General features: G+C 53.3%; 18 protein-coding genes. 12 read left to right on the forward strand and 6 right to left on the reverse strand.

Features of this window, described 5'->3' with window-relative positions:
• Together ACR0MS_RS17955 and ACR0MS_RS17960 are read left to right on the forward strand one after the other, a co-directional pair.
• The coding region (locus ACR0MS_RS17955; RefSeq protein WP_480579009.1) for a hypothetical protein at window positions 1–340 on the forward strand (340 nt) is incomplete at its 5' end.
• Between the two features lie 154 nt (window positions 341–494).
• Entirely contained in the window at window positions 495–689 is a 195-nt protein-coding gene (locus ACR0MS_RS17960; protein ID WP_480577038.1) for a hypothetical protein, read from the forward strand.
• Window positions 690–1013: 324 nt separating this feature from the next.
• On the opposite strand, the gene ACR0MS_RS17965 is transcribed toward ACR0MS_RS17960, so the two are convergent.
• Together ACR0MS_RS17965 and ACR0MS_RS17970 are read right to left on the reverse strand one after the other, a co-directional pair.
• Window positions 1014–1367, reverse strand: coding sequence for a putative quinol monooxygenase (locus ACR0MS_RS17965; protein WP_010437910.1), 354 nt, complete (start codon window positions 1365–1367; stop codon window positions 1014–1016).
• A 96-nt stretch (window positions 1368–1463) separates the two neighbouring features.
• On the reverse strand, window positions 1464–2225 hold the full coding sequence (locus tag ACR0MS_RS17970) for an IclR family transcriptional regulator (RefSeq protein ID WP_480577035.1): 762 nt from the start codon (window positions 2223–2225) through the stop codon (window positions 1464–1466).
• 70 nt (window positions 2226–2295) lie between these two features.
• On the opposite strand from ACR0MS_RS17970, the gene ACR0MS_RS17975 reads away from it, so the two are divergent.
• The 5 genes from ACR0MS_RS17975 to ACR0MS_RS17995 all read left to right on the forward strand — a co-directional run bounded on the left by ACR0MS_RS17975 (window position 2296) and on the right by ACR0MS_RS17995 (window position 8185).
• Entirely contained in the window at window positions 2296–3651 is a 1356-nt protein-coding gene (locus ACR0MS_RS17975) for a selenium-binding family protein (RefSeq protein ID WP_480577032.1), read from the forward strand.
• Window positions 3648–4013, forward strand: a complete 366-nt coding sequence (locus tag ACR0MS_RS17980) for a 2Fe-2S iron-sulfur cluster-binding protein (RefSeq protein ID WP_170389884.1) — start codon at window positions 3648–3650, stop codon at window positions 4011–4013. Before ACR0MS_RS17975 ends, ACR0MS_RS17980 begins: the two co-directional genes overlap by 4 nt.
• Before the next feature lie 3 nt (window positions 4014–4016).
• On the forward strand, window positions 4017–4481 hold the full coding sequence (locus ACR0MS_RS17985) for a CoA-binding protein (protein WP_170389882.1): 465 nt from the start codon (window positions 4017–4019) through the stop codon (window positions 4479–4481).
• A gap of 498 nt (window positions 4482–4979) precedes the next feature.
• Complete coding sequence (locus tag ACR0MS_RS17990) at window positions 4980–6689, forward strand: adenylate/guanylate cyclase domain-containing protein (protein ID WP_480577029.1); 1710 nt, start codon at window positions 4980–4982, stop codon at window positions 6687–6689.
• Between the two features lie 263 nt (window positions 6690–6952).
• Window positions 6953–8185: a flavin-containing monooxygenase gene (locus ACR0MS_RS17995; RefSeq protein WP_480577026.1), complete on the forward strand. Its 1233-nt coding sequence runs from the start codon at window positions 6953–6955 to the stop codon at window positions 8183–8185.
• 55 nt (window positions 8186–8240) lie between these two features.
• On the opposite strand, the gene ACR0MS_RS18000 is transcribed toward ACR0MS_RS17995, so the two are convergent.
• Window positions 8241–9137 (reverse strand): LysR family transcriptional regulator, encoded by an 897-nt coding sequence (locus ACR0MS_RS18000; protein ID WP_217359036.1) that lies wholly within the window; start codon window positions 9135–9137, stop codon window positions 8241–8243.
• A 159-nt stretch (window positions 9138–9296) separates the two neighbouring features.
• Between ACR0MS_RS18000 and ACR0MS_RS18005 the strand changes: the two genes are divergently transcribed.
• The 4 genes from ACR0MS_RS18005 to ACR0MS_RS18020 all read left to right on the forward strand — a co-directional run bounded on the left by ACR0MS_RS18005 (window position 9297) and on the right by ACR0MS_RS18020 (window position 11585).
• Window positions 9297–9707, forward strand: a complete 411-nt coding sequence (locus ACR0MS_RS18005) for a GFA family protein (protein ID WP_480577023.1) — start codon at window positions 9297–9299, stop codon at window positions 9705–9707.
• A gap of 31 nt (window positions 9708–9738) precedes the next feature.
• Window positions 9739–9933: a DUF1059 domain-containing protein gene (locus ACR0MS_RS18010; RefSeq protein WP_170425569.1), complete on the forward strand. Its 195-nt coding sequence runs from the start codon at window positions 9739–9741 to the stop codon at window positions 9931–9933.
• Between the two features lie 232 nt (window positions 9934–10165).
• Entirely contained in the window at window positions 10166–10786 is a 621-nt protein-coding gene (locus ACR0MS_RS18015; protein WP_480686338.1) for a DUF1326 domain-containing protein, read from the forward strand.
• Window positions 10787–10814: 28 nt separating this feature from the next.
• Window positions 10815–11585, forward strand: coding sequence for a DUF2182 domain-containing protein (locus tag ACR0MS_RS18020; RefSeq protein WP_171126091.1), 771 nt, complete (start codon window positions 10815–10817; stop codon window positions 11583–11585).
• 181 nt (window positions 11586–11766) lie between these two features.
• On the opposite strand, the gene ACR0MS_RS18025 is transcribed toward ACR0MS_RS18020, so the two are convergent.
• Both ACR0MS_RS18025 and ACR0MS_RS18030 read right to left on the reverse strand, forming a co-directional pair.
• Window positions 11767–13497, reverse strand: a complete 1731-nt coding sequence (locus ACR0MS_RS18025; protein ID WP_480686339.1) for an adenylate/guanylate cyclase domain-containing protein — start codon at window positions 13495–13497, stop codon at window positions 11767–11769.
• Window positions 13498–13669: 172 nt separating this feature from the next.
• The gene (locus ACR0MS_RS18030) at window positions 13670–14290 is read right to left on the reverse strand and encodes a class I SAM-dependent methyltransferase (RefSeq protein ID WP_170558291.1); all 621 of its coding nucleotides are present in this window, start codon (window positions 14288–14290) and stop codon (window positions 13670–13672) included.
• Between the two features lie 276 nt (window positions 14291–14566).
• Between ACR0MS_RS18030 and ACR0MS_RS18035 the strand changes: the two genes are divergently transcribed.
• Window positions 14567–16276, forward strand: a complete 1710-nt coding sequence (locus ACR0MS_RS18035; protein WP_480535589.1) for a sulfatase-like hydrolase/transferase — start codon at window positions 14567–14569, stop codon at window positions 16274–16276.
• A gap of 252 nt (window positions 16277–16528) precedes the next feature.
• Here ACR0MS_RS18035 and ACR0MS_RS18040 read toward each other — a convergent pair whose 3' ends face one another.
• Window positions 16529–17008, reverse strand: coding sequence for a hypothetical protein (locus ACR0MS_RS18040; RefSeq protein ID WP_480577017.1), 480 nt, complete (start codon window positions 17006–17008; stop codon window positions 16529–16531).
• Window positions 17009–17323: the final 315 nt, after the last annotated feature.

Below are 17323 nucleotides of genomic sequence, written 5' to 3' on the forward strand. Positions count from 1 at the left end.
AACCTGCCGTAACTTCGAGACAATCTCTTCGGGCTTCGGTCTCTTGTTTGCCATTCGTGGTCCTCCGTTTCCTAAACATAACGGTGGACCAGTTCAGTTGGGGAGGCTCAATGCCATGAGGTGGGCGTTTGAAGTAGAGCGCTCAAAGGATGGCAAGTCGGTTTTAGTTTTCTACCCCGGTGTGCCCAACCCTAACGCAGGTATCTTGCAAGTCGTTCCAGTTGAACAAGTAAGAAAAACATTGCTCAGTCCCGCCAAGGTTGTTGAAAGTCACCACTATTTTGGACGCGGTTTGCTCCAAGATTTGGATGCGGATACACCTCACAGTCAACTTGAATGATTGTTTCAACGCCAAGACTTAGAATGTAGATGGAGGCTGGAGGCCGTTGTTCCTGTGTGTGTTCGCGATAGGGTGTGTGATCCTGGATTTTGCGCTCGGGTAGTCCGCGAAAATGTGACTTGACCCGCGCCTGAACAAAAATAGAACATGAGTCATGACCGAGTGGCCCCGAACTATCCCCTTTGACCTCAAATGCAAACTCGAACAACTGCAGGAATGGCGCTCGAAGCCCAGCCTGCAGGACGAGTGGACCACCATCCGCGAGTGGTTGACCAAGCACGGAGTGAATGCGCCGGATGTCTTGCCCCGTGAATCGGAACTCCCCAACCACTGGGACGACACCGTCTGACACCCAAGGAAGCCAACGGGAGGGGGGCGGGACGGGTCTGAGACGGTCCCGGGCTATATTAGTACCCGAAAGCGCCTCGAAACGGCTTCCCGTGGCCCGACAACGCAAATTGACTGTCCCGGAATCGAAAAACTTACATTAAAACAGCATACTAAAAACTCTAATCCTACTCGGGCATGCCGGGTGAAACTGCGAGTGGCACGTTTGGGCCTTTAAGCGGACATCTGACCAAATCTCTCGGATGTCTGCATCGAGCCCAAAGCGGACAAGCACCAAATCTCATAATTTTCTCGTACCGGTGGTAGTTTCAAACGTCGGTCAATTTTACCATAGTAGCAGGCTGGCTTTTTGCGCCTCGAAACCTTTTGGCGTCGGAAAAAGCGAGCGCATCCTAGCAACAAGTTCGATCTCTCCATCCAGCATCTTTCGGACAGTGTTTAACCAGTTATTGAAGGTTTCAGATTCCCAATGATCCTGGACTGCTGCTTCGTTCCGGAACACTTCGTAGAAATAGAAACGATTTGGGTTTGTTTCATCCACCATAATATGAAACTGGAAAACTTCGGGTTCTTCACTGACAACATTTTGCGCTTGGAAGATGCTGGCGTCCAAAAAGGGCTGCCGATACTCAGGTTTTACGTTGATCACGAAGAACCCACCAAACATTGCATCGTCCATATTTGTCTCCCTCATTGACCTGAAAGCGGCGAAGGTCGCAAAACACACCTGTCCTGCTGGATGGTATAAACCTAAAGCACTGCGATACCCATGAACCTAAGCGGATATCCTTTCTTCATCTGCTTCACCCCATCCTAGCGCGCGAGCAAGTTCGTGTGACATTGTGGTAAGTGTATGGCCAATCTTTTCTCGCTCGGAAGGTGTAAACACCCGAAGAGACGCCGTAGCGCCGATTGAAAGCGTCGCACCAACACCTGTCTTGGTCAGCGTTGTAGCGACAGAACTGATTCCGCGCTCGAGCTCTTCAACACATTCGGCATACCCTTTGGCTCGAATGACATCGAGTTCCGCGGCCAGATCCTTGGGGTCTGTAATCGTGCGATCTGTGTACTGCTTAAGCTGCCCATCCAATCGGTCTTGAGACAGCAGTTCAGGCGAAACGGCGGCGATTGCCTTGGCGCAAGAGCACGCGTGCATTGGTCGTTTGCCCATACCTGGATGAAGAAAAGACACGCCCGTCTGCGGTGTCTCCACATGAATAATCTCGACCCAATGGCCCCGTAGCCGAGACAAGAAAAATGCAGCGCCATAGTCATTCGCGGCGCCAGATAGGACAGGCGCAATCACTTGCAAAAGAGCGGGATCAGAGTGATCGCTCAACGTGATACGCTTTAGCCTATTCCCAATCGCGAACTCTCCGCGGGTTGGTGAGTCAAGGAGGCCGGACGAAACAAGGTCTTGAACCAGCCTGTAGGCCGTCGGTTTAGGTATATCGGACTGAGCACATATATCCGCTACGGACGCACGTCCTTTTTGACCCACGATTTCCAAAACCAGCGCTAATCGTTCGAGATGCATTTTTCTCACTTTATGATAATTGATTTTTCGATATACGATACAATTTGGGGAATCAAGGGAGGAGCATACGATGGATGGACAATGCTGTGGACCGGGCTTCAAGAGTCCGCAAGAAGCCATCAAAGCCCCCCGAGAAAAGCTACTCTACACGATCGCCATCTACACCGGGACAGGGATCCAGAAACCTGATTATCTTGCTACAGTGGATGTCGACCCTGACAGCCCGACCTATTCTCAGGTAATCCATAGGCTGGAAATGCCAGGGATTGGGGACGAGCTTCACCACATGGGGTGGAACGCCTGTTCGTCCTGTCACGACGACGGCTCGATGTCCCGCAAATACCTGATCCTGCCGGGCGTACGCTCTAACAACCTTCACATCGTTGATACAGCCACTGACCCGCGTGCGCCGCGGTTGCATAAGGTCATTGACGGGGCCGAAATCAAGGCCAAGGCAGATTTATCGGGCCCGCATACGGTGCATTGTTTGGGCTCGGAAATTATCATTTCCTTCCTTGGAAATGCCAAGGGTGAGGCTCCTGGAGGCTATCTGCATCTCGACAAAGAGTTCAACATCGTCGGTCGCTGGGAAACCTCGATGGGAGATATCAAATTCGGCTATGACTTCTGGTACCAACCACGCCACAACGTGATGGTCAGTTCCGAATGGGCTGCGCCCAATACCTTCATGCCGGGCTTCGATCTGGAAGAAGTTGGCCATCTGAAATATGGGCGGGAGCTGCATTTTTGGAATTTCGAAAAGCGCGAACCGGTCGAAAGTTTCTATTTGGGTGAAGACGGGCTGTTGCCACTGGAAGTCAAGTTCCACCATGACCCCAACAGCACGCATGGGTTCTGTGGCGCAGCTCTTTCGACCAATGTGATCCATTGGTGGCAAGACGATGCCAAAAAGTGGCAGTGGGAAAAGATCATCGACGTGGAAAACGAGATGCACCCCGAATGGCCGATCCCGTTGCCGGGGGTAATGTCGGCGATCCTGATCTCGATGGACGACAAATACTTGTACCTGAACAATTGGCTGCATGGAGATATGCGCCAGTATGACATCACCGACCCGCATAATCCCAAGCTAACCGGCCAAGTGTTTATGGGAGGGCTTTTGGGTAAAGCTCCGATAGTTAATGGGGTTGAGGTCGCGGGTGGTCCGCAAATGTTCCAGCTCTCTCTCGACGGACGAAGGCTTTATGTCACGACCTCGCTGTTCTCGACTTGGGATAACCAGTTCTATCCCGAGATCCGCGAAAAGGGCGGGGTTATGGTGATGATCGATTGCGACCCTGAAAACGGTGGCATGAAGATCAACGAGGATTTCATTGTGGACTTTGGCAAAGAACCGAATGGGCCATCGCGCTGTCACGAGAGCCGATATCCGGGCGGTGATTGCACAAGCGACATCTGGCTATGACTGTGTATACCGTGACGATCGCGAACAGAGATGGCGCGCAATACTGTGTGGATGCGCGGCGTCCACTTCTGGAAACGCTGAGAGAACAGGGCGTCGACTTGCCTTTTGGGTGCAAGTATGGCGGCTGCATTACCTGCGCAGCAAAACTACAGAGTGGTGCGATCGATCAACGCCGACAGGTTGCGCTGAATAATCGGCAAATCGCGAACGGCTATGTGATCCTTTGCGTGGCACGTCCGACATCCGACATCACGCTTGAGATCGGGGTCGAGAGCCATGACAAGCTGTACCGCAATCCGTTTCTCGACCCTCTAAAACCCCACGAACTCAAGGCTGACATTGCGACGCCGAAGGAAGGTTAACCGATGCCCGAAGCAGATATCGACCGCATCTACGATTACGACCCCAAATACCTCGCCGACATCCTGCAGTCGGTTAAAACCATTGCAATGGTGGGGGCTAGCGCGGACAAAACGAAATTCAGCTATGGCGTTCTGCGACAGCTGAGTGAAATCGGCTATGATATTCTACCGGTGAATCCTAACCCGAATGTTTCGGAAATTAGAGGGCTCAAGGTCTACCACTCGCTGGAAGAGATCGACAAACGTGTTGATATGGTAGACGTTTTTCGTCCAAAGGAAGAGTTGTATGCCTTTGCCGAGAAGGCTATCGCAATCGGGGCAAAAGTTCTTTGGGGTCAAATCGGTGTGTACGACGACAAAGCAGCGCAACTCGCCGAAGCGGCGGGCCTTAAAGTCGTGATGAACCGATGCCCCAAGATTGAACTCTTCCGCCCTTTTTGGAAGCCGCGCCTGGACCTAAAGATATGATGGAAATTCGATTGGTAGCGGCCTCCTCAGCATCGAATAAGGGTGCCAATTGAGATATTGTGCTTACGGAAGAGAAGACACATAATCCTGCCCGCTTTACGAAATCCGCGTACTCTAAACCCAAGAATGGCCGTTTTATATATAGAACCAACGGCCACCTTGTCCGCGAACCGGATATTCAGGCTACGTCCCAGCGCCGCGCAGCGGCGAACGGCAGCTTTGTGCGCTCTTCGGACCTCCGTCCCTCTTCCAGCCTCACTCGTGCAACGAGTATCTCCTTTGACGGGCCGCACCGCGGCGACAGAGGTCAAGGTCAAACGGCCGCTTTTGGTCGTCCTCGAAGGGCAGGGCGCCTTGTGATCACACATGCTGCACGGGCTCCCGTGTCTGTTGAGAGCCCAAAGCGATCGCGCTTTCTTGATGGGACCACTTTGCTCTAAATACCGGGCTGACAGTGCTCTCTCTGCAGGCTAGCTTCCAACAAGCGGGGAGAGAAACATGGAAAAGAGGCTTGCGGCTGTGCTGGCGGCTGATGTCGCTGGATACTCGGCGTTGATGGATCAGGATAGCGACGGAACACTCAAAGCGCTTAAGGCTTTCCGTGAGGATCATCTAATGCCCGCTTTGGCTATTCATGAAGGGCGATTGATCAAAAGCATGGGTGACGGCTGGATTGCTGAGTTTCGCTCCGCATCGGCTGCGACAGAATGCGCGATTGCTGTTCAGACGGCTGACCGCCCACAGGAGATTCAAGTCCGCATCGGCATACATACAGGGGAAGTAGTTTCGGAAGGCGATGACATATTCGGTGACGGTATCAACATAGCTGCCCGTCTCGAGGCATTAGCGGAACCGGGGCAGACATTGCTTTCAGACACAGCACACAACAGCCTAGACCGGAAAGCCGCCGCCTCGTTCTCTGGCGGTCGGAAGACTGAGTTGAAGAACATTGCACGCCCAGTTGGCGTGTGGCAGTGGCCTGTCGGTTCGACGGCTACAAGTGCAACTGTCAAATCTGAGAAACCTGGTATTGCCGTGCTGCCGTTTGACAATATGTCAGGCGACCCGGAACAAGAGTTTTTCGCTGATGGAATTACCGAGGACATCATAACAGAGTTGTCTCGTTTTCGTTGGTTGATGGTCGTAGCGCGAAACTCATCTTTTACTTTTAAAGGTAAGAGCACCGACATTCGCGAAGTTGGGCAGGCGCTCGGCGTGAGGTATGTGCTTGAGGGTTCGGTAAGGCGCGCAGGCCAGCGTCTTCGGATAACAGGACAGCTAATTGATGCAGAGAATGGCAGTCATCTTTGGGCCGATCGTTTCGATGGGATGCTGGACGATGTTTTTGACCTTCAAGATCAGGTCACGCAGGAAGTTGTTACGGCGATCGAACCGTCCGTTCGCCATGCCGAGACAGTTCGCGCTCGGGCGAAACCGACAGAAAATCTCGACGCTTATGAACTTTATCTTCGGGCCCAGTCACATTTTCACCTGCTGACGGACGAAGACAACCGTGAGGCCATTCGCCTTACGCGTCTGGCGTTGGAGCGCGATCCTGATTATTCGTCGGCAGCTGGATTACTTGCGTGGTTGCATATCCAAAGAATGGTGCAGGGACTGAAACCGATTGACGAAGGGCCGAAGGCAGCTGTTGCTGCAGCAGAACGTGTATTGTTGAGCGATCGCGCAGATGGAATTGCGTTGGCCTACGCCGCACACTCGATCTCTATGCTTGCACAAGACTTGCCGCGAGCTCGCGCAGTTTTCAAACAAGCATTGGCCGAAAATCCAAACGCTGCGACCGTTCACATGCTCGCTAGCATCAATCTGAGTTTTCTCGACAGACCCGAAGAAGCCCTGGAACACGCGACACACTCAATCAATCTCAGTCCGAAAGATCCGATGCGGCACGCAGCCTATGTCGGGCAGGCCTCCGCATTTTTTCAACTTGGCCGCTATGCTGAAGCCGTTGAGGCCAATCGAAACGCCTTGGCCATTAGGGCGAAATTCGTGATTACGCATCTCATGCTCATCGCATCCTTGGCTCAAAACGGAGACCTAGAGTCAGCGAGGGCTGCGGTATCTGAACTGAAGGAGCTTCGTCCGGATCTAGACATTAAAGAACAAACGAGACTCCCCATTTTCAGCGTTCCCGAATGCTCGGAGCAATGGAGGGATGGATGGCTAAGAGCAGGCCTTCCAATCTGAGAAAACAAAATCAAGCAGGCTATACAGTCCGGCGGCTTCGTCCGCAAACCAGACTTTTAGTAGATTTCAGCGAAAGTCCGCTGCCGTTCAATGCAGACCTTCAGGCGAAATTTCTCGGAATGACCACCAACAATGACCGCTTTCCGTTCCTAAGCCGTCATCTGACTGAAAGACTCAGATGACTGCCTTGAGCCCTGAGCGGACATTGATACGTTGAAGCAACTAGCTGTCGCCGATAGAGTTTCATAGAAAGGTTTGCTGCTATGTACACCCTGATTGACACTGTGGTTGTGGGCGGAGGTCAAGCTGGTCTTTCCGTTAGCTGGCACTTAAAGCAGGCTGGTCATGATCACGTTGTTTTGGACCGCGGGCAGATTGGCGATACATGGCGTAACCGTTGGGACTCGTTCTGCCTGGTCTCTCCTAACAAACTCTGCAGACTTCCCGGTTTCCATTACGATGGGGATGATCCCGATGGTTTCATGCTCCGCGATGAGATCGTCAAGTACATCGAAGACTATGCGAGCAGTTTTGGTCCGCCCTATCGAGGGGGCGTCGAGGTGGCTAGAATCGAGGCAAGTGCAGGACCGGGTAGGTTCAAACTAACCACATCAGATGGCGAAATCAGAGCGCAGAACTTGATCGTCACCGTAGGCACGCATCAACACCCGAATATACCAAGTTGGCATTACGATCTGCCCGAAAGGGTTACTGGCATACATACGTGTGACTATCGCAACTCAGCGAGCCTACCGGATGGTGCGGTATTCATTATTGGAAGTGGTCAGTCAGGGTGTCAGGTCGCTGAGGACCTGCACTTATCCGGGCGCGACGTACATCTCGCAGTGGGCAGTGCTGGCCGCATCCCACGTCGCTATAGGGGTCGCGACATTTTTGAATGGGACTTGGCGACTGGGTACATGAACATGGCGATAAAGGACCATCCCAAAGGGACAGCTATCCGGTTCAAAGCCCATCCACATCTCTCTGGGCGAGAGGGTGGTCGTATAATTGATCTGCGCCAGATGGCGCTCGACGGGGTCAAACTACACAGCAAGGTTGAGGGTGTTCAAGACGGGTGTCTGATTTTGGCGGGCGGACTTGAAGAAACACTCAAGGCAGTGGACGATGTGTGTCTCGCGGAAATGGAGAGCATCGACACGTTTGTTGCAGAGAATGGACTCGATGATCCCAAGGAAATTGTTGACCCGATCAACTGGCAGCCCAAACCTGAACCACCGTTCTTCGACTTGGATGCGGCGAATGTTTCGACCGTCATATACGCAACTGGGTTTCACCGCGATTTTGGATGGATCGACTTGCCGGTCTTCGATGAGACTGGCTATCCGCAATATGAGCGAGGTATTACGGATATAGCAGGCCTGTACTTCTGCGGGCTGCATTGGATGCACACACAAGGGTCTGGCCTGTTTTATGGCGTGGGCGAGGACGCGGAGTATGTAGTTGATCACTTGATTTCCACTTCGAACAAATGAGGTGCGCGACAACCTCGAGCCTAGCTTGGTTCGAAAGTTTCCAACTGCAACTGGATCAGTTTTCGGACGTGTTCGCCGATACGACTTGCGACTGAGATTTTAGCCAATTGACGAAAACCTTAGCCTCGGGGCGCTGAAATTCTGCCTGCGTCTGGATGTAATAGACGCCGAAGAGAGGCTCAGAGAACAATTCAATCATCCGACCAGATGATAGATCGTCCTCGAAAAAAGCTCTGGCGGTATACGTGATACCGTCACCCCGGCGAACCGCAGTCATGATCAGGTTCCCCGGCATGTGATTTATGGTCAATGGTTCGGCAGGAATAACCCCGTGATAGGTGAACCAGTCAGCCGCCTCGTTGGTGCCCAGTTCCTGCAACCAGGGCAGCTTCGTTAAAGAGGCCGGGTCACGCAGATCTTGGCCTCCCACCAGTGAAGGTGCCCCGATCACGACCATGTCGGAAACAAGGACAGTATCCTCTTCTTTTCTCGGCATGCGTCTGTCGTGATACCGAATGGCGACATCGATACCACCTGGTCTTATCTGAACCAGTTCCGAAGTTGGGTTCAGCATCAAAGTGATCTCTGGATGTTCACGTTGAAACTCTGCCATTCTCGGCAATAGCCACTCCACCGCGAATGCGGGTGACATGGTCAATTGAACTGGGCGCTGCGCTGTGTGTTCTGTCAGTCGTTCGACACCCCTTCCGATAATTTCAAAGCCGATACCCAGTTCACGCGCAAGAATCATGCCTGGCTCTGTCAATTCGATGCTGCGCCCACGTCTGGCAACGAGAGCTACACCCAAATGTCTTTCCAACGATTTCACCTGCTGGCTGACAGCCGCTTGGGTAACGTTCAAGCGTTCAGCCGCCACGGTGTAACTCCCTGCTTCCGCAACTGCTGAGAAAGCGCGCAAAGCGTTCATCGGGGGAAGGTGCAACCAATCCATACTGTAGTTTTTCTAAAGCTTTGTTAGACTATTTGAGTCGCATGATATCGGCATTCTTGACATTATTCACAGTGAAACCTGTTCTAAAATCATGAGATATTAGAGCAGATGCCTCACTATCGATGTAAACCTAGCCGCACGTTATGAGAGCTTGATACGATGAAAAAACTTCAAGGTGGATGTTACTGTGGTGCTGTTCGATGCCAGATCGCGACACCACCTGTCTGGTCGGGACATTGCCATTGTCGTTCATGCCAAATGGCCCTTGGCGGCGCCTTTGTAACTTGGGCTAAAGTAGCAGCGGAAGACTTCGCCGTTATCAAAGGCGAAATCCAACACATTGAGAAAACTCCGGGTATTCGCCGCGGGTTTTGTCGGGACTGCGGAACGACGCTGACCTATGCCGCACTAAATGAAGTTGAGGGCCAAGACTGGAGTGCTGACGCTTGGTTTTCTGCTGTAACGTTGGACGACCCATCGATTGCGCAACCCAAGGCCCACGTCTTCGTGTCACATCAGCAGCCATGGATAAAACTCGACGACGGGCTGCCGACGTTTCCTGAGTTCTAACCAACTTTTCGAGCGAACGGAGGAGAAAGCGATGAACACTGTTTATTCATATGCCTGCAAGGATTGCGAGGGCATGGAGGCCTGCCCAGGCAAAGTGGTTGCAGCGACCAAGGACGAAGTCTGGAAGCTCATGGAACTGCACGCGGTGGTCGCCCATGGAGAGGACCCCAGCTCATGGGACGCCGACACTCGAGAATATCTGGAAACACTGATAAAGCCCACGTGATCAAATAAATTAGGCTTCGAACCCAATGATATTTCGGTATGGCTCGCTTGGTGACGAATGGCGGCTTTGTTGCGAAGGACCGGCTTGGGCTGCCAACCAGCTAATCATGTAAGCTGTAGGGATAGGCGGCTCTGTGCCCTGAGGAGACATGGTTAACCTTCTGGTTGATTGGTGAAAAGCAGCCTTTCTGCTAAAATGAATCCGTGGAAAATGTGGGATGGGAGGAGAAATCATGTCTTGGAATGTTTCAGGGGAGCTCGTCGAAACCTGCAATTGCAACATGCTTTGCCCATGCTGGTTCGGACAAGCTGACCTTATGCTCTTGGACCAAGGGTATTGCGCGACGTCCCTGTTGATACGCATTCGCGAGGGCTCTCATGAAGGCGTGGACCTTTCTGGCCAAAACGCGATTGTCTCATTGCATTTCCCCGGGCAGACACTATTCGACGCCAACGGCACCGGGCGAGTGTACATTGACGAAAACGCCAGCGATGCGCAGGCGGCGGCATTGGAGATTATCTTGCAGGGTGCGTCCGGCGGCGGCATGGAGGTGCCGGCAAGCCTGTTGTCGACCTGGCTTCCGACCAAACGCGCCGAGATCAGCGTGACCGAGGCCGATGGCGAAGTAACTGCAAGCGTGGCCGATGTGGGCGAGATGAAATCCCGTCGCCTGGTCAATGACCTCGGCAACAAGATGAAACTGCAGAACGCCGCGTTCAGCCTGGCCTTCGGGCATGAAGGGCATGAAGGTGATCTGGCCCCCAGTGAAGGAACCACCTGGAACGACGCGGATATGCCCGTGACCTGGACGGGCCGGTCGGGTGTGGTCGGACAAGTCGCTTGGGCCGGCTGAGGCCGGGCCGGATCGTCAGGCCGTCATAATGAATGCTGTAGGAGTTGCACGACGAGATCGGGCGCTGGTGCTGGCAGCGCTAGCCGCGCTCACGGCGCTGACGTGGGCCTATATAATTTACCTCGGGCTTGGTTCGTCCTCGATGACGATGGTTGGCGACATGGCCATGCCGATGATGATGCAGTGGTCCGTCGCGGATTTTGTCTTCATGCTTGTCATGTGGGCGGTAATGATGTTCGCGATGATGCTGCCTTCAGTTACACCCGCCGTAATGATCTACGAGCGGGTCCGCGCGAAGCGGGAGGAGGCAGGGCGACCCTTCGTGCCAACGGGCAGCTTCGTGGCGGGGTATCTGTTGGTTTGGCTGGTATTCTCGCTGGCGGCGACGGTATTGAATTGGTGGCTGCACACGGGTGGCGCGCTTTCATCCATGATGGGGAGGGTTGCGCCGACTGTGGGCGGCGTGATGTTGATACTTGCCGGTTTGTTTCAATGGACGCCACTCAAGAACGCTTGCCTAGAGCATTGCCGCTCGCCCATGAGTTTTCTGACGGCTCATTGGCACGAGGGAACCCTGGGTGCCGCGAAGATGGGGCTTCACCACGGGGCCTACTGTCTTGGCTGCTGCTGGATGCTGATGGTGCTGTTGTTTGTGTTGGGCGTCATGAACCTGCCGTGGGTTGCCGTACTTACAATCGTAGTGTTGGCGGAAAAGACGTTGCCATTCGGGCGGTTTCTGAGCCGAGGATTGGGTTTGGTTTTGATTGCCTGGGGCGGGTGGCTGATCACGATTGCCTGAGGAAACATTGGTGTATTCACAGGCTGGATAAAGGCCACCGCAGAGCGATCTTCAACACGTCACCGGACAAGCAATTTCTGCGGGAGTTTAAGTCCCGCTCCGAATCCTTTGCGGTCATTCGGCTTGACCTGACGCAAGCATTCAAGACAAGCGGCAAAGCAAGGGCCGATCACAGGAAAAATCAGGCGGGGATACCTGCCTTTGCAAGCCCTGCAAGGTAAAGTTCCATTTGATCCTCCCGCTTCAGATAGAACAGCTTATTTTTTGCGAATGACCGCGAGAATTTCGGCTCTTCCACCATTAGGTTATGTACCATCTTGGCCAGATCTTTGTCCCGCCCGAGATTGGCAAGCGCCACGACTGCATGCGCGGTGGCCCAGTATTGGCAATTTGGCACATCGCGAGCCCGCTCTGCCCAGTCCAGAGCTTTCTCGAACTGGTGATCGAAAAGCAGAGTCAGCGCGCCATAGCTCAGAAAGGCCCAAAGCTGTGGATGGTTAGGGCTCATCTCCACGGCTTTTTCGAAATTGGCAATCGCCTCTTCGTATCGTCCCTCATAAGAAAGTGAGTCTCCCAATCCGCAATATGCTGGAGCCAGCGTCGGGTTCAATTTGATTGCAGTTTCATTCTCAGCCAGCGCGCTGCGGTATTCCCGGCGGGCCAGTTGGACTCTGCCCATCAGCATGTAGAGCAGCGCATTCTGGTTATCCATTGAAACGGCGGTGCGTGCGGCAGCCAGCGCTTCGTCCATAAGGGCAGAATCCGGTTCCGTGTCCCAATACACCATCCCGAGAATCGTGGCATAGGCCCACCAGGCATGTGCCTCGGGAAAACTGGGGTCCAGTTCGCGGCTTTGGAGAAACAACCTCTGAGCTTCACGGTTGCTTACGGCAGTAAACTTGTAAAAGTGCGCAAGCCCAAGATGATAGCAGTCCCAGGCATGGGGGTTTCGGCGCGGCGTATCTTCTAACTTGCGCCGGATCGCATTTCCGACCTCGGGCTCCAGCCTGCCAACAATTTTTTCCGTGATCTCGTCCTGAACATCGAAGATGTCTTCCATCTGACGGTCATATTTTTCCGCCCACACGTGGTTGCCAGTCGATGCGTCAATCAGCTGAACCGTGACTCGAATGCGCGCGCCCGCTTTCCTGACTGAGCCTTCGACAACGTAGTCGGCGTCCAAGTCATCGGCGAGCTGCCGAACATTCGGGGATTTTCCCTTGTAGGCAAAGGTCGTGTTGCGCGCGACGACCTCGAGCCAGTGGTGTTTCGACAGAGCCGTAATTATGTCTTCGGACAACCCGTCCGAAAAATATTCCTGTTCAGGGTCGCCTGAAATGTTGTCAAATGGTAATACGGCGATCGCAGTTCCGTCAGGGGACCCGGGCGGTTCAGAATCATAAAGCGGATCTACAGACTCGGCGTCCCCCCACCACCAGACTGGCACCGGTCGATCAATGTTCTTAAGCTCACGGTTTTCTCCGCCTTGGAAGGCGCAAGCCGTTTTGCTGTCCAGGCATTCATAGGCGGAGCCGGAGATGAGAACCTGCCCGGCTTCGGCAAGCGCTTCCAAACGAGCGGCGACGTTAACGCCGTTACCAAACACATCATCCTCCTCGAAAACGACTTCACCTGTGTGTATCCCAATTCTCAACTTCAGTGTATTCTCGCTGGCCAAAGAGTTTTGAATGGCGACAGCACAGGTCACAGCGTCAGAGACTGATGGAAACTCGACTATCCAACCATCCCCCATGCATTTCACTAAATTGCCGCGATGCGCGACTACAGAAGGGTCAAAAAGCCCAGATCGAAGCTCTCGCAACGCGCTGAGAGTTCCGCTTTGATCCGAGTTCATAAGGCGGGAATACCCAACCAGATCGGCTGCTAGTATGGCGGTCAGCCTGCGTTTCAGAGGTCATCCTCCTCCGAGCAAAGTGCAATTATCAAAGATTATCATGCGCAGGCTTGGAAAGAAACCGAAGGGCGACTTCGTCCGCAAGACGGCCGCCGGATGAGTAAAGTTGCAGCGAAGGCATGAGCAAGGCCATTGGATGTCACAGTCGTGCCGAAGCGCAACAGCAGCGCTACTGGCCCACGCGTAACAAGCTGAATTGGAAGGACTGAGAGCTTCCCCAAGGAGTATGGTGTGTGTGCTTCCGATGCGTGACCAGGGAAATACGATCGCCTAATACCTCACATAGCCCCTCTGGATCATAGCGAACGATCGGCAAACCGCTGCACTTCTTCGGACCGTCGAGCGCAAACGTTGCGATAATCGCATGGCTACCTGGGAGAAGGCAGCGGTACAACTGGTCCCGGTAGGCGGAACGGTCGTCCGCATCGACAAGGAAATGAAATACTGCGCGATCGTGCCATAGATCATAGCTTCTCTCCGGGCTCCAGGTTGTGACATCGGCTGCGATCCATTCAATCTGCTCGCCTACGGCGCCAAGTTGTCCACGAGATCGATCAAGCGCAGCTTTGGATACATCGAGCACAGAAACGTCGCTCAGTCCTCTTTCGATCAGGCGTTCTGCGAAGTGTGAAGTGCCTCCGCCTATGTCTATCACAGAGGAGGCATTATCGACGCCGACCACGTCGCAGAGCTCCAATGAGATTGAGGGATCATCCTGATGCCAACTCAGCTGGGTATCGTCTTTCTCGCGGTAGACCTCCTCCCAGTGGCTCACTCTCTCGTCTGCCATGGTGTCTCCACTTGATCCCGTCAGGTGGTGATCATGTAACTTTAGGTCAATGACTGCAATGTCCGCAAAGCGGACTATCATGCCTAGTGCAGCGAACGTCTGCTTCGAGCCCGGAGCGGACAGTTTCATACTGCTGGACGTGTCGTTAGTTTTGCTGTTCTATCGGACACGCATCGAGTGAAGCGGTCGTCGACCAATCTTCTATTCCTTTGCTGGCAAGATACTCTAATGACTTTTGGTATGGTTGGAAGATCAGAACATGGGGGAAACGACCGAATGATGAAGAAGGTACTGATCGCATCCGCAGCGATGTGGGCATCTGTCGCCGCCGCGCAAGACAACCAAATTATTCACGATGCAGAGTTTTTTGTACTAAATGCACAGCATGGAGATCGCTGGGCAGAAGAGGATGCAGCCATTCAAACGAGATTGGCGGAACTCAAAGAAGAACACGGGCGGCCACCAAACATCGTCTATATTCTTTGGGACGATCAGCCGTTTGGCATCGTGGGCTTTCCGGGAATTCAACAAACTCTTGGGTTTTCGACGCCTAATCTAAACGAAATGGCGGCCGAAGGAATTAACTTCACTCGGATGTACTCCGAGCCGTCTTGCACTCCAACTCGAGCCGCATTTCTAACAGGTCGCATCCCTGTCAGACATGGCATGGGTGTCGTGGGGATGCCCCATGAGTACGCGGGTCTACGAGGTGACGAGGTTACGATTGCCGAAGTACTGTCCGAAGTTGGCTATGCAACTGCGCACTATGGAAAGGGGCATCTGGGGGACATCGAAGAAAGCTACTTGCACAACCAAGGTTTCGACGAAGCTCTTTTCACCCCGATGAACCAAATAACATCTCTCTATGACGCTATGGGTTCCGCTGCCAATGCAACGCTTGGGTTCCCCAATATTGGTCCAGAAGACCCATACAAGTTAGATGACCCGGGTCTTCTTCCTGAAGGTTGGGTTCAGACGATTGACGGGCGAAAAGGCGAACTAGGGGAAGAATGGGGATTACCTAACAACGAATGGTATTCCAAAGTCGATCCCGAAAGCCAAGACAGGATGATCAACTTCATCCGACGGAACGCTGAAGCCGAAAAACCATTCTACGTACAGTATTGGCCCAATTGGCTGAATTTCCTTCAGCCGGATATCGAACGAAACACATTGAATGGTGGCAAAGTCGCTGAGGCATATCACAGGCTTGATCTGTTCGTTGGTCAAGTGATGGATGAACTTGAGAGCCTTGGTATCGCCGAGAACACAATCTTCGTGGCGATGGCGGACAATGGGCCAATGGTTCACAATCCTCCGCCAGGGTGGGGCATGACGCAAATCATGTTTTCAGGTGGAAAAGGTGATTTTACCGAAGGCGGCGTTCGTGTGCCGGCGTTTGCGTGGTGGCCCGGTACGATTGATGGCGGTCAATTGGTTGGCGACATGGTACACGTCACAGATTTGTTTACAACCTTCGCAACTATTGCCGGAGCAACAGATCACATCCCTCGCGACCGCGTTATCGATGGCGTCGACCAGAGCTCATTGCTGTTGAACGGAGATACTTTCTCGCGTCGTGATTGGGTGCATATTTACCAAGGTCACACACTCGCGGCCACTGTGAAAGGGCGTTACAAGCAGCATTGGATATCAGCGGACCCGGGCGCCGCATCTGGTATCGGTGCGTCATACTACGACCTTTACCAAGATCCACACGAAGAAAGCCCCCACTTGGTTCCTCTCATTCACACTCTTGGACAATTCAAGATGATGCGTATGCGACACGAGCTGCTGAAAGAACAGTATCCCGATAAACCAAACGCACGTGGAATTCCTCTGACAGGGTTATCAAACGCCCGTCCAGAAACTCTTGCAATTGCGGACAGGCTTGAACGAAATCTGCAAGGCCTGCCGGTAACCGTGCAGGAGTTTATTCAGCGTCAGCCCAGCTTCGAAATGATGGATTTTGATTGGGGAGATTGACTGCAAAAAGGGGCCCGCAAATTGCGGGTCTTCGTTGGCAAACTCCACAATCGAAAAGAAACGACTTTCGAATTCAGCCTTTGGGTAGCAAAGATGTCGTTCACGCGGCCCCCAACTCGACACCGCAGTGAACGGCAGCTTTGTCCGCAACTCAGTCGTTGACTTAGTTTTGTTAAACGTCTGCTATCGCAAAGAAGCGGTATTTGAGGTTTGGTTCAATTAAAACGCCCTGGCCCTAATCTGGAACGCAAATCAAGCGAGCAGGTCGTGTCGCACAGCATTCTCGTTTATCTTTTTGGTTGCCGCCTCGGCTGATGCTCGTTCATCGTCTGCTGTTTTGTTGTTTCCGGGACGCGCCACGATGCCCAACTGTTTGGCTTGGGCGATCAGAAGCGACTGCAGGTTGATGTGAATGCTCAGCCATGGCGACCGAACCCTATCGCCTTTGCTGTTTTGGATAAGGTGGCCTTCCTTTTGCACCATTCGATGCGTGTACTCATGTTCGACAAGGGTACGAGCGTAGATCGCCGCTAGATGGATATCTGTTCCCGTCCATCGCGATCTTGGGCGACCCAACAACACCTCTTGGAACACGCGCTCGGCCTTCGCTTGGTCGTGCTGCCACGGCTCCACATCTGCAGGCCATTCGATGGGGCCGTCACCCAGATGCTTCCAAAGTTCTGACGATGTCGCGACACTCTTCCGGGGTGTCAGACCGCTTCCTCTTGGCATGCGAATATCCTCGCTTCATAGCTTGATAGGGAGACGCTAGCGGGGCGTGGTGTGAGTATACATACCCCCGAATGCTTGATGTTCCCTTCCTCATAATATTTCCGCCCGCGTTCGCTTCCATGAAAACACGAGCGACCCAATCGTGCATAGATTTGGTCCGCACCAAGCGCGGCTAGCGGTCCCTAGCGATGGGAGGTGCTAGGGCCTCGAATACGCCAAGAACCCGAACGGAGTTTGTTCTAAAAATTATTAAAATATAAACACCTAGCGCCCTAGCGGGGTTTCGGGGGATAAAACGGCCTGTGCGCACCTGCC

The organism is Ruegeria sp. CJ2 (genome assembly GCF_056536745.1).

Bases quoted from the DNA above. Each gene is read 5' to 3' on its own strand.
- ACR0MS_RS17960 (WP_480577038.1), top strand. From the start codon at position 495: ATGACCGAGTGGCCCCGAACTATCCCCTTTGACCTCAAATGCAAACTC.
- ACR0MS_RS17965 (WP_010437910.1), bottom strand. From the start codon at position 1,367: ATGGACGATGCAATGTTTGGTGGGTTCTTCGTGATCAACGTAAAACCT.
- ACR0MS_RS17970 (WP_480577035.1), bottom strand. From the start codon at position 2,225: ATGCATCTCGAACGATTAGCGCTGGTTTTGGAAATCGTGGGTCAAAAA.
- ACR0MS_RS17975 (WP_480577032.1), top strand. From the start codon at position 2,296: ATGGATGGACAATGCTGTGGACCGGGCTTCAAGAGTCCGCAAGAAGCC.
- ACR0MS_RS17980 (WP_170389884.1), top strand. From the start codon at position 3,648: ATGACTGTGTATACCGTGACGATCGCGAACAGAGATGGCGCGCAATAC.
- ACR0MS_RS17985 (WP_170389882.1), top strand. From the start codon at position 4,017: ATGCCCGAAGCAGATATCGACCGCATCTACGATTACGACCCCAAATAC.
- ACR0MS_RS17990 (WP_480577029.1), top strand. From the start codon at position 4,980: ATGGAAAAGAGGCTTGCGGCTGTGCTGGCGGCTGATGTCGCTGGATAC.
- ACR0MS_RS17995 (WP_480577026.1), top strand. From the start codon at position 6,953: ATGTACACCCTGATTGACACTGTGGTTGTGGGCGGAGGTCAAGCTGGT.
- ACR0MS_RS18000 (WP_217359036.1), bottom strand. From the start codon at position 9,137: ATGGATTGGTTGCACCTTCCCCCGATGAACGCTTTGCGCGCTTTCTCA.
- ACR0MS_RS18005 (WP_480577023.1), top strand. From the start codon at position 9,297: ATGAAAAAACTTCAAGGTGGATGTTACTGTGGTGCTGTTCGATGCCAG.
- ACR0MS_RS18010 (WP_170425569.1), top strand. From the start codon at position 9,739: ATGAACACTGTTTATTCATATGCCTGCAAGGATTGCGAGGGCATGGAG.
- ACR0MS_RS18015 (WP_480686338.1), top strand. From the start codon at position 10,166: ATGTCTTGGAATGTTTCAGGGGAGCTCGTCGAAACCTGCAATTGCAAC.
- ACR0MS_RS18020 (WP_171126091.1), top strand. From the start codon at position 10,815: ATGAATGCTGTAGGAGTTGCACGACGAGATCGGGCGCTGGTGCTGGCA.
- ACR0MS_RS18030 (WP_170558291.1), bottom strand. From the start codon at position 14,290: ATGGCAGACGAGAGAGTGAGCCACTGGGAGGAGGTCTACCGCGAGAAA.
- ACR0MS_RS18035 (WP_480535589.1), top strand. From the start codon at position 14,567: ATGATGAAGAAGGTACTGATCGCATCCGCAGCGATGTGGGCATCTGTC.
- ACR0MS_RS18040 (WP_480577017.1), bottom strand. From the start codon at position 17,008: ATGCCAAGAGGAAGCGGTCTGACACCCCGGAAGAGTGTCGCGACATCG.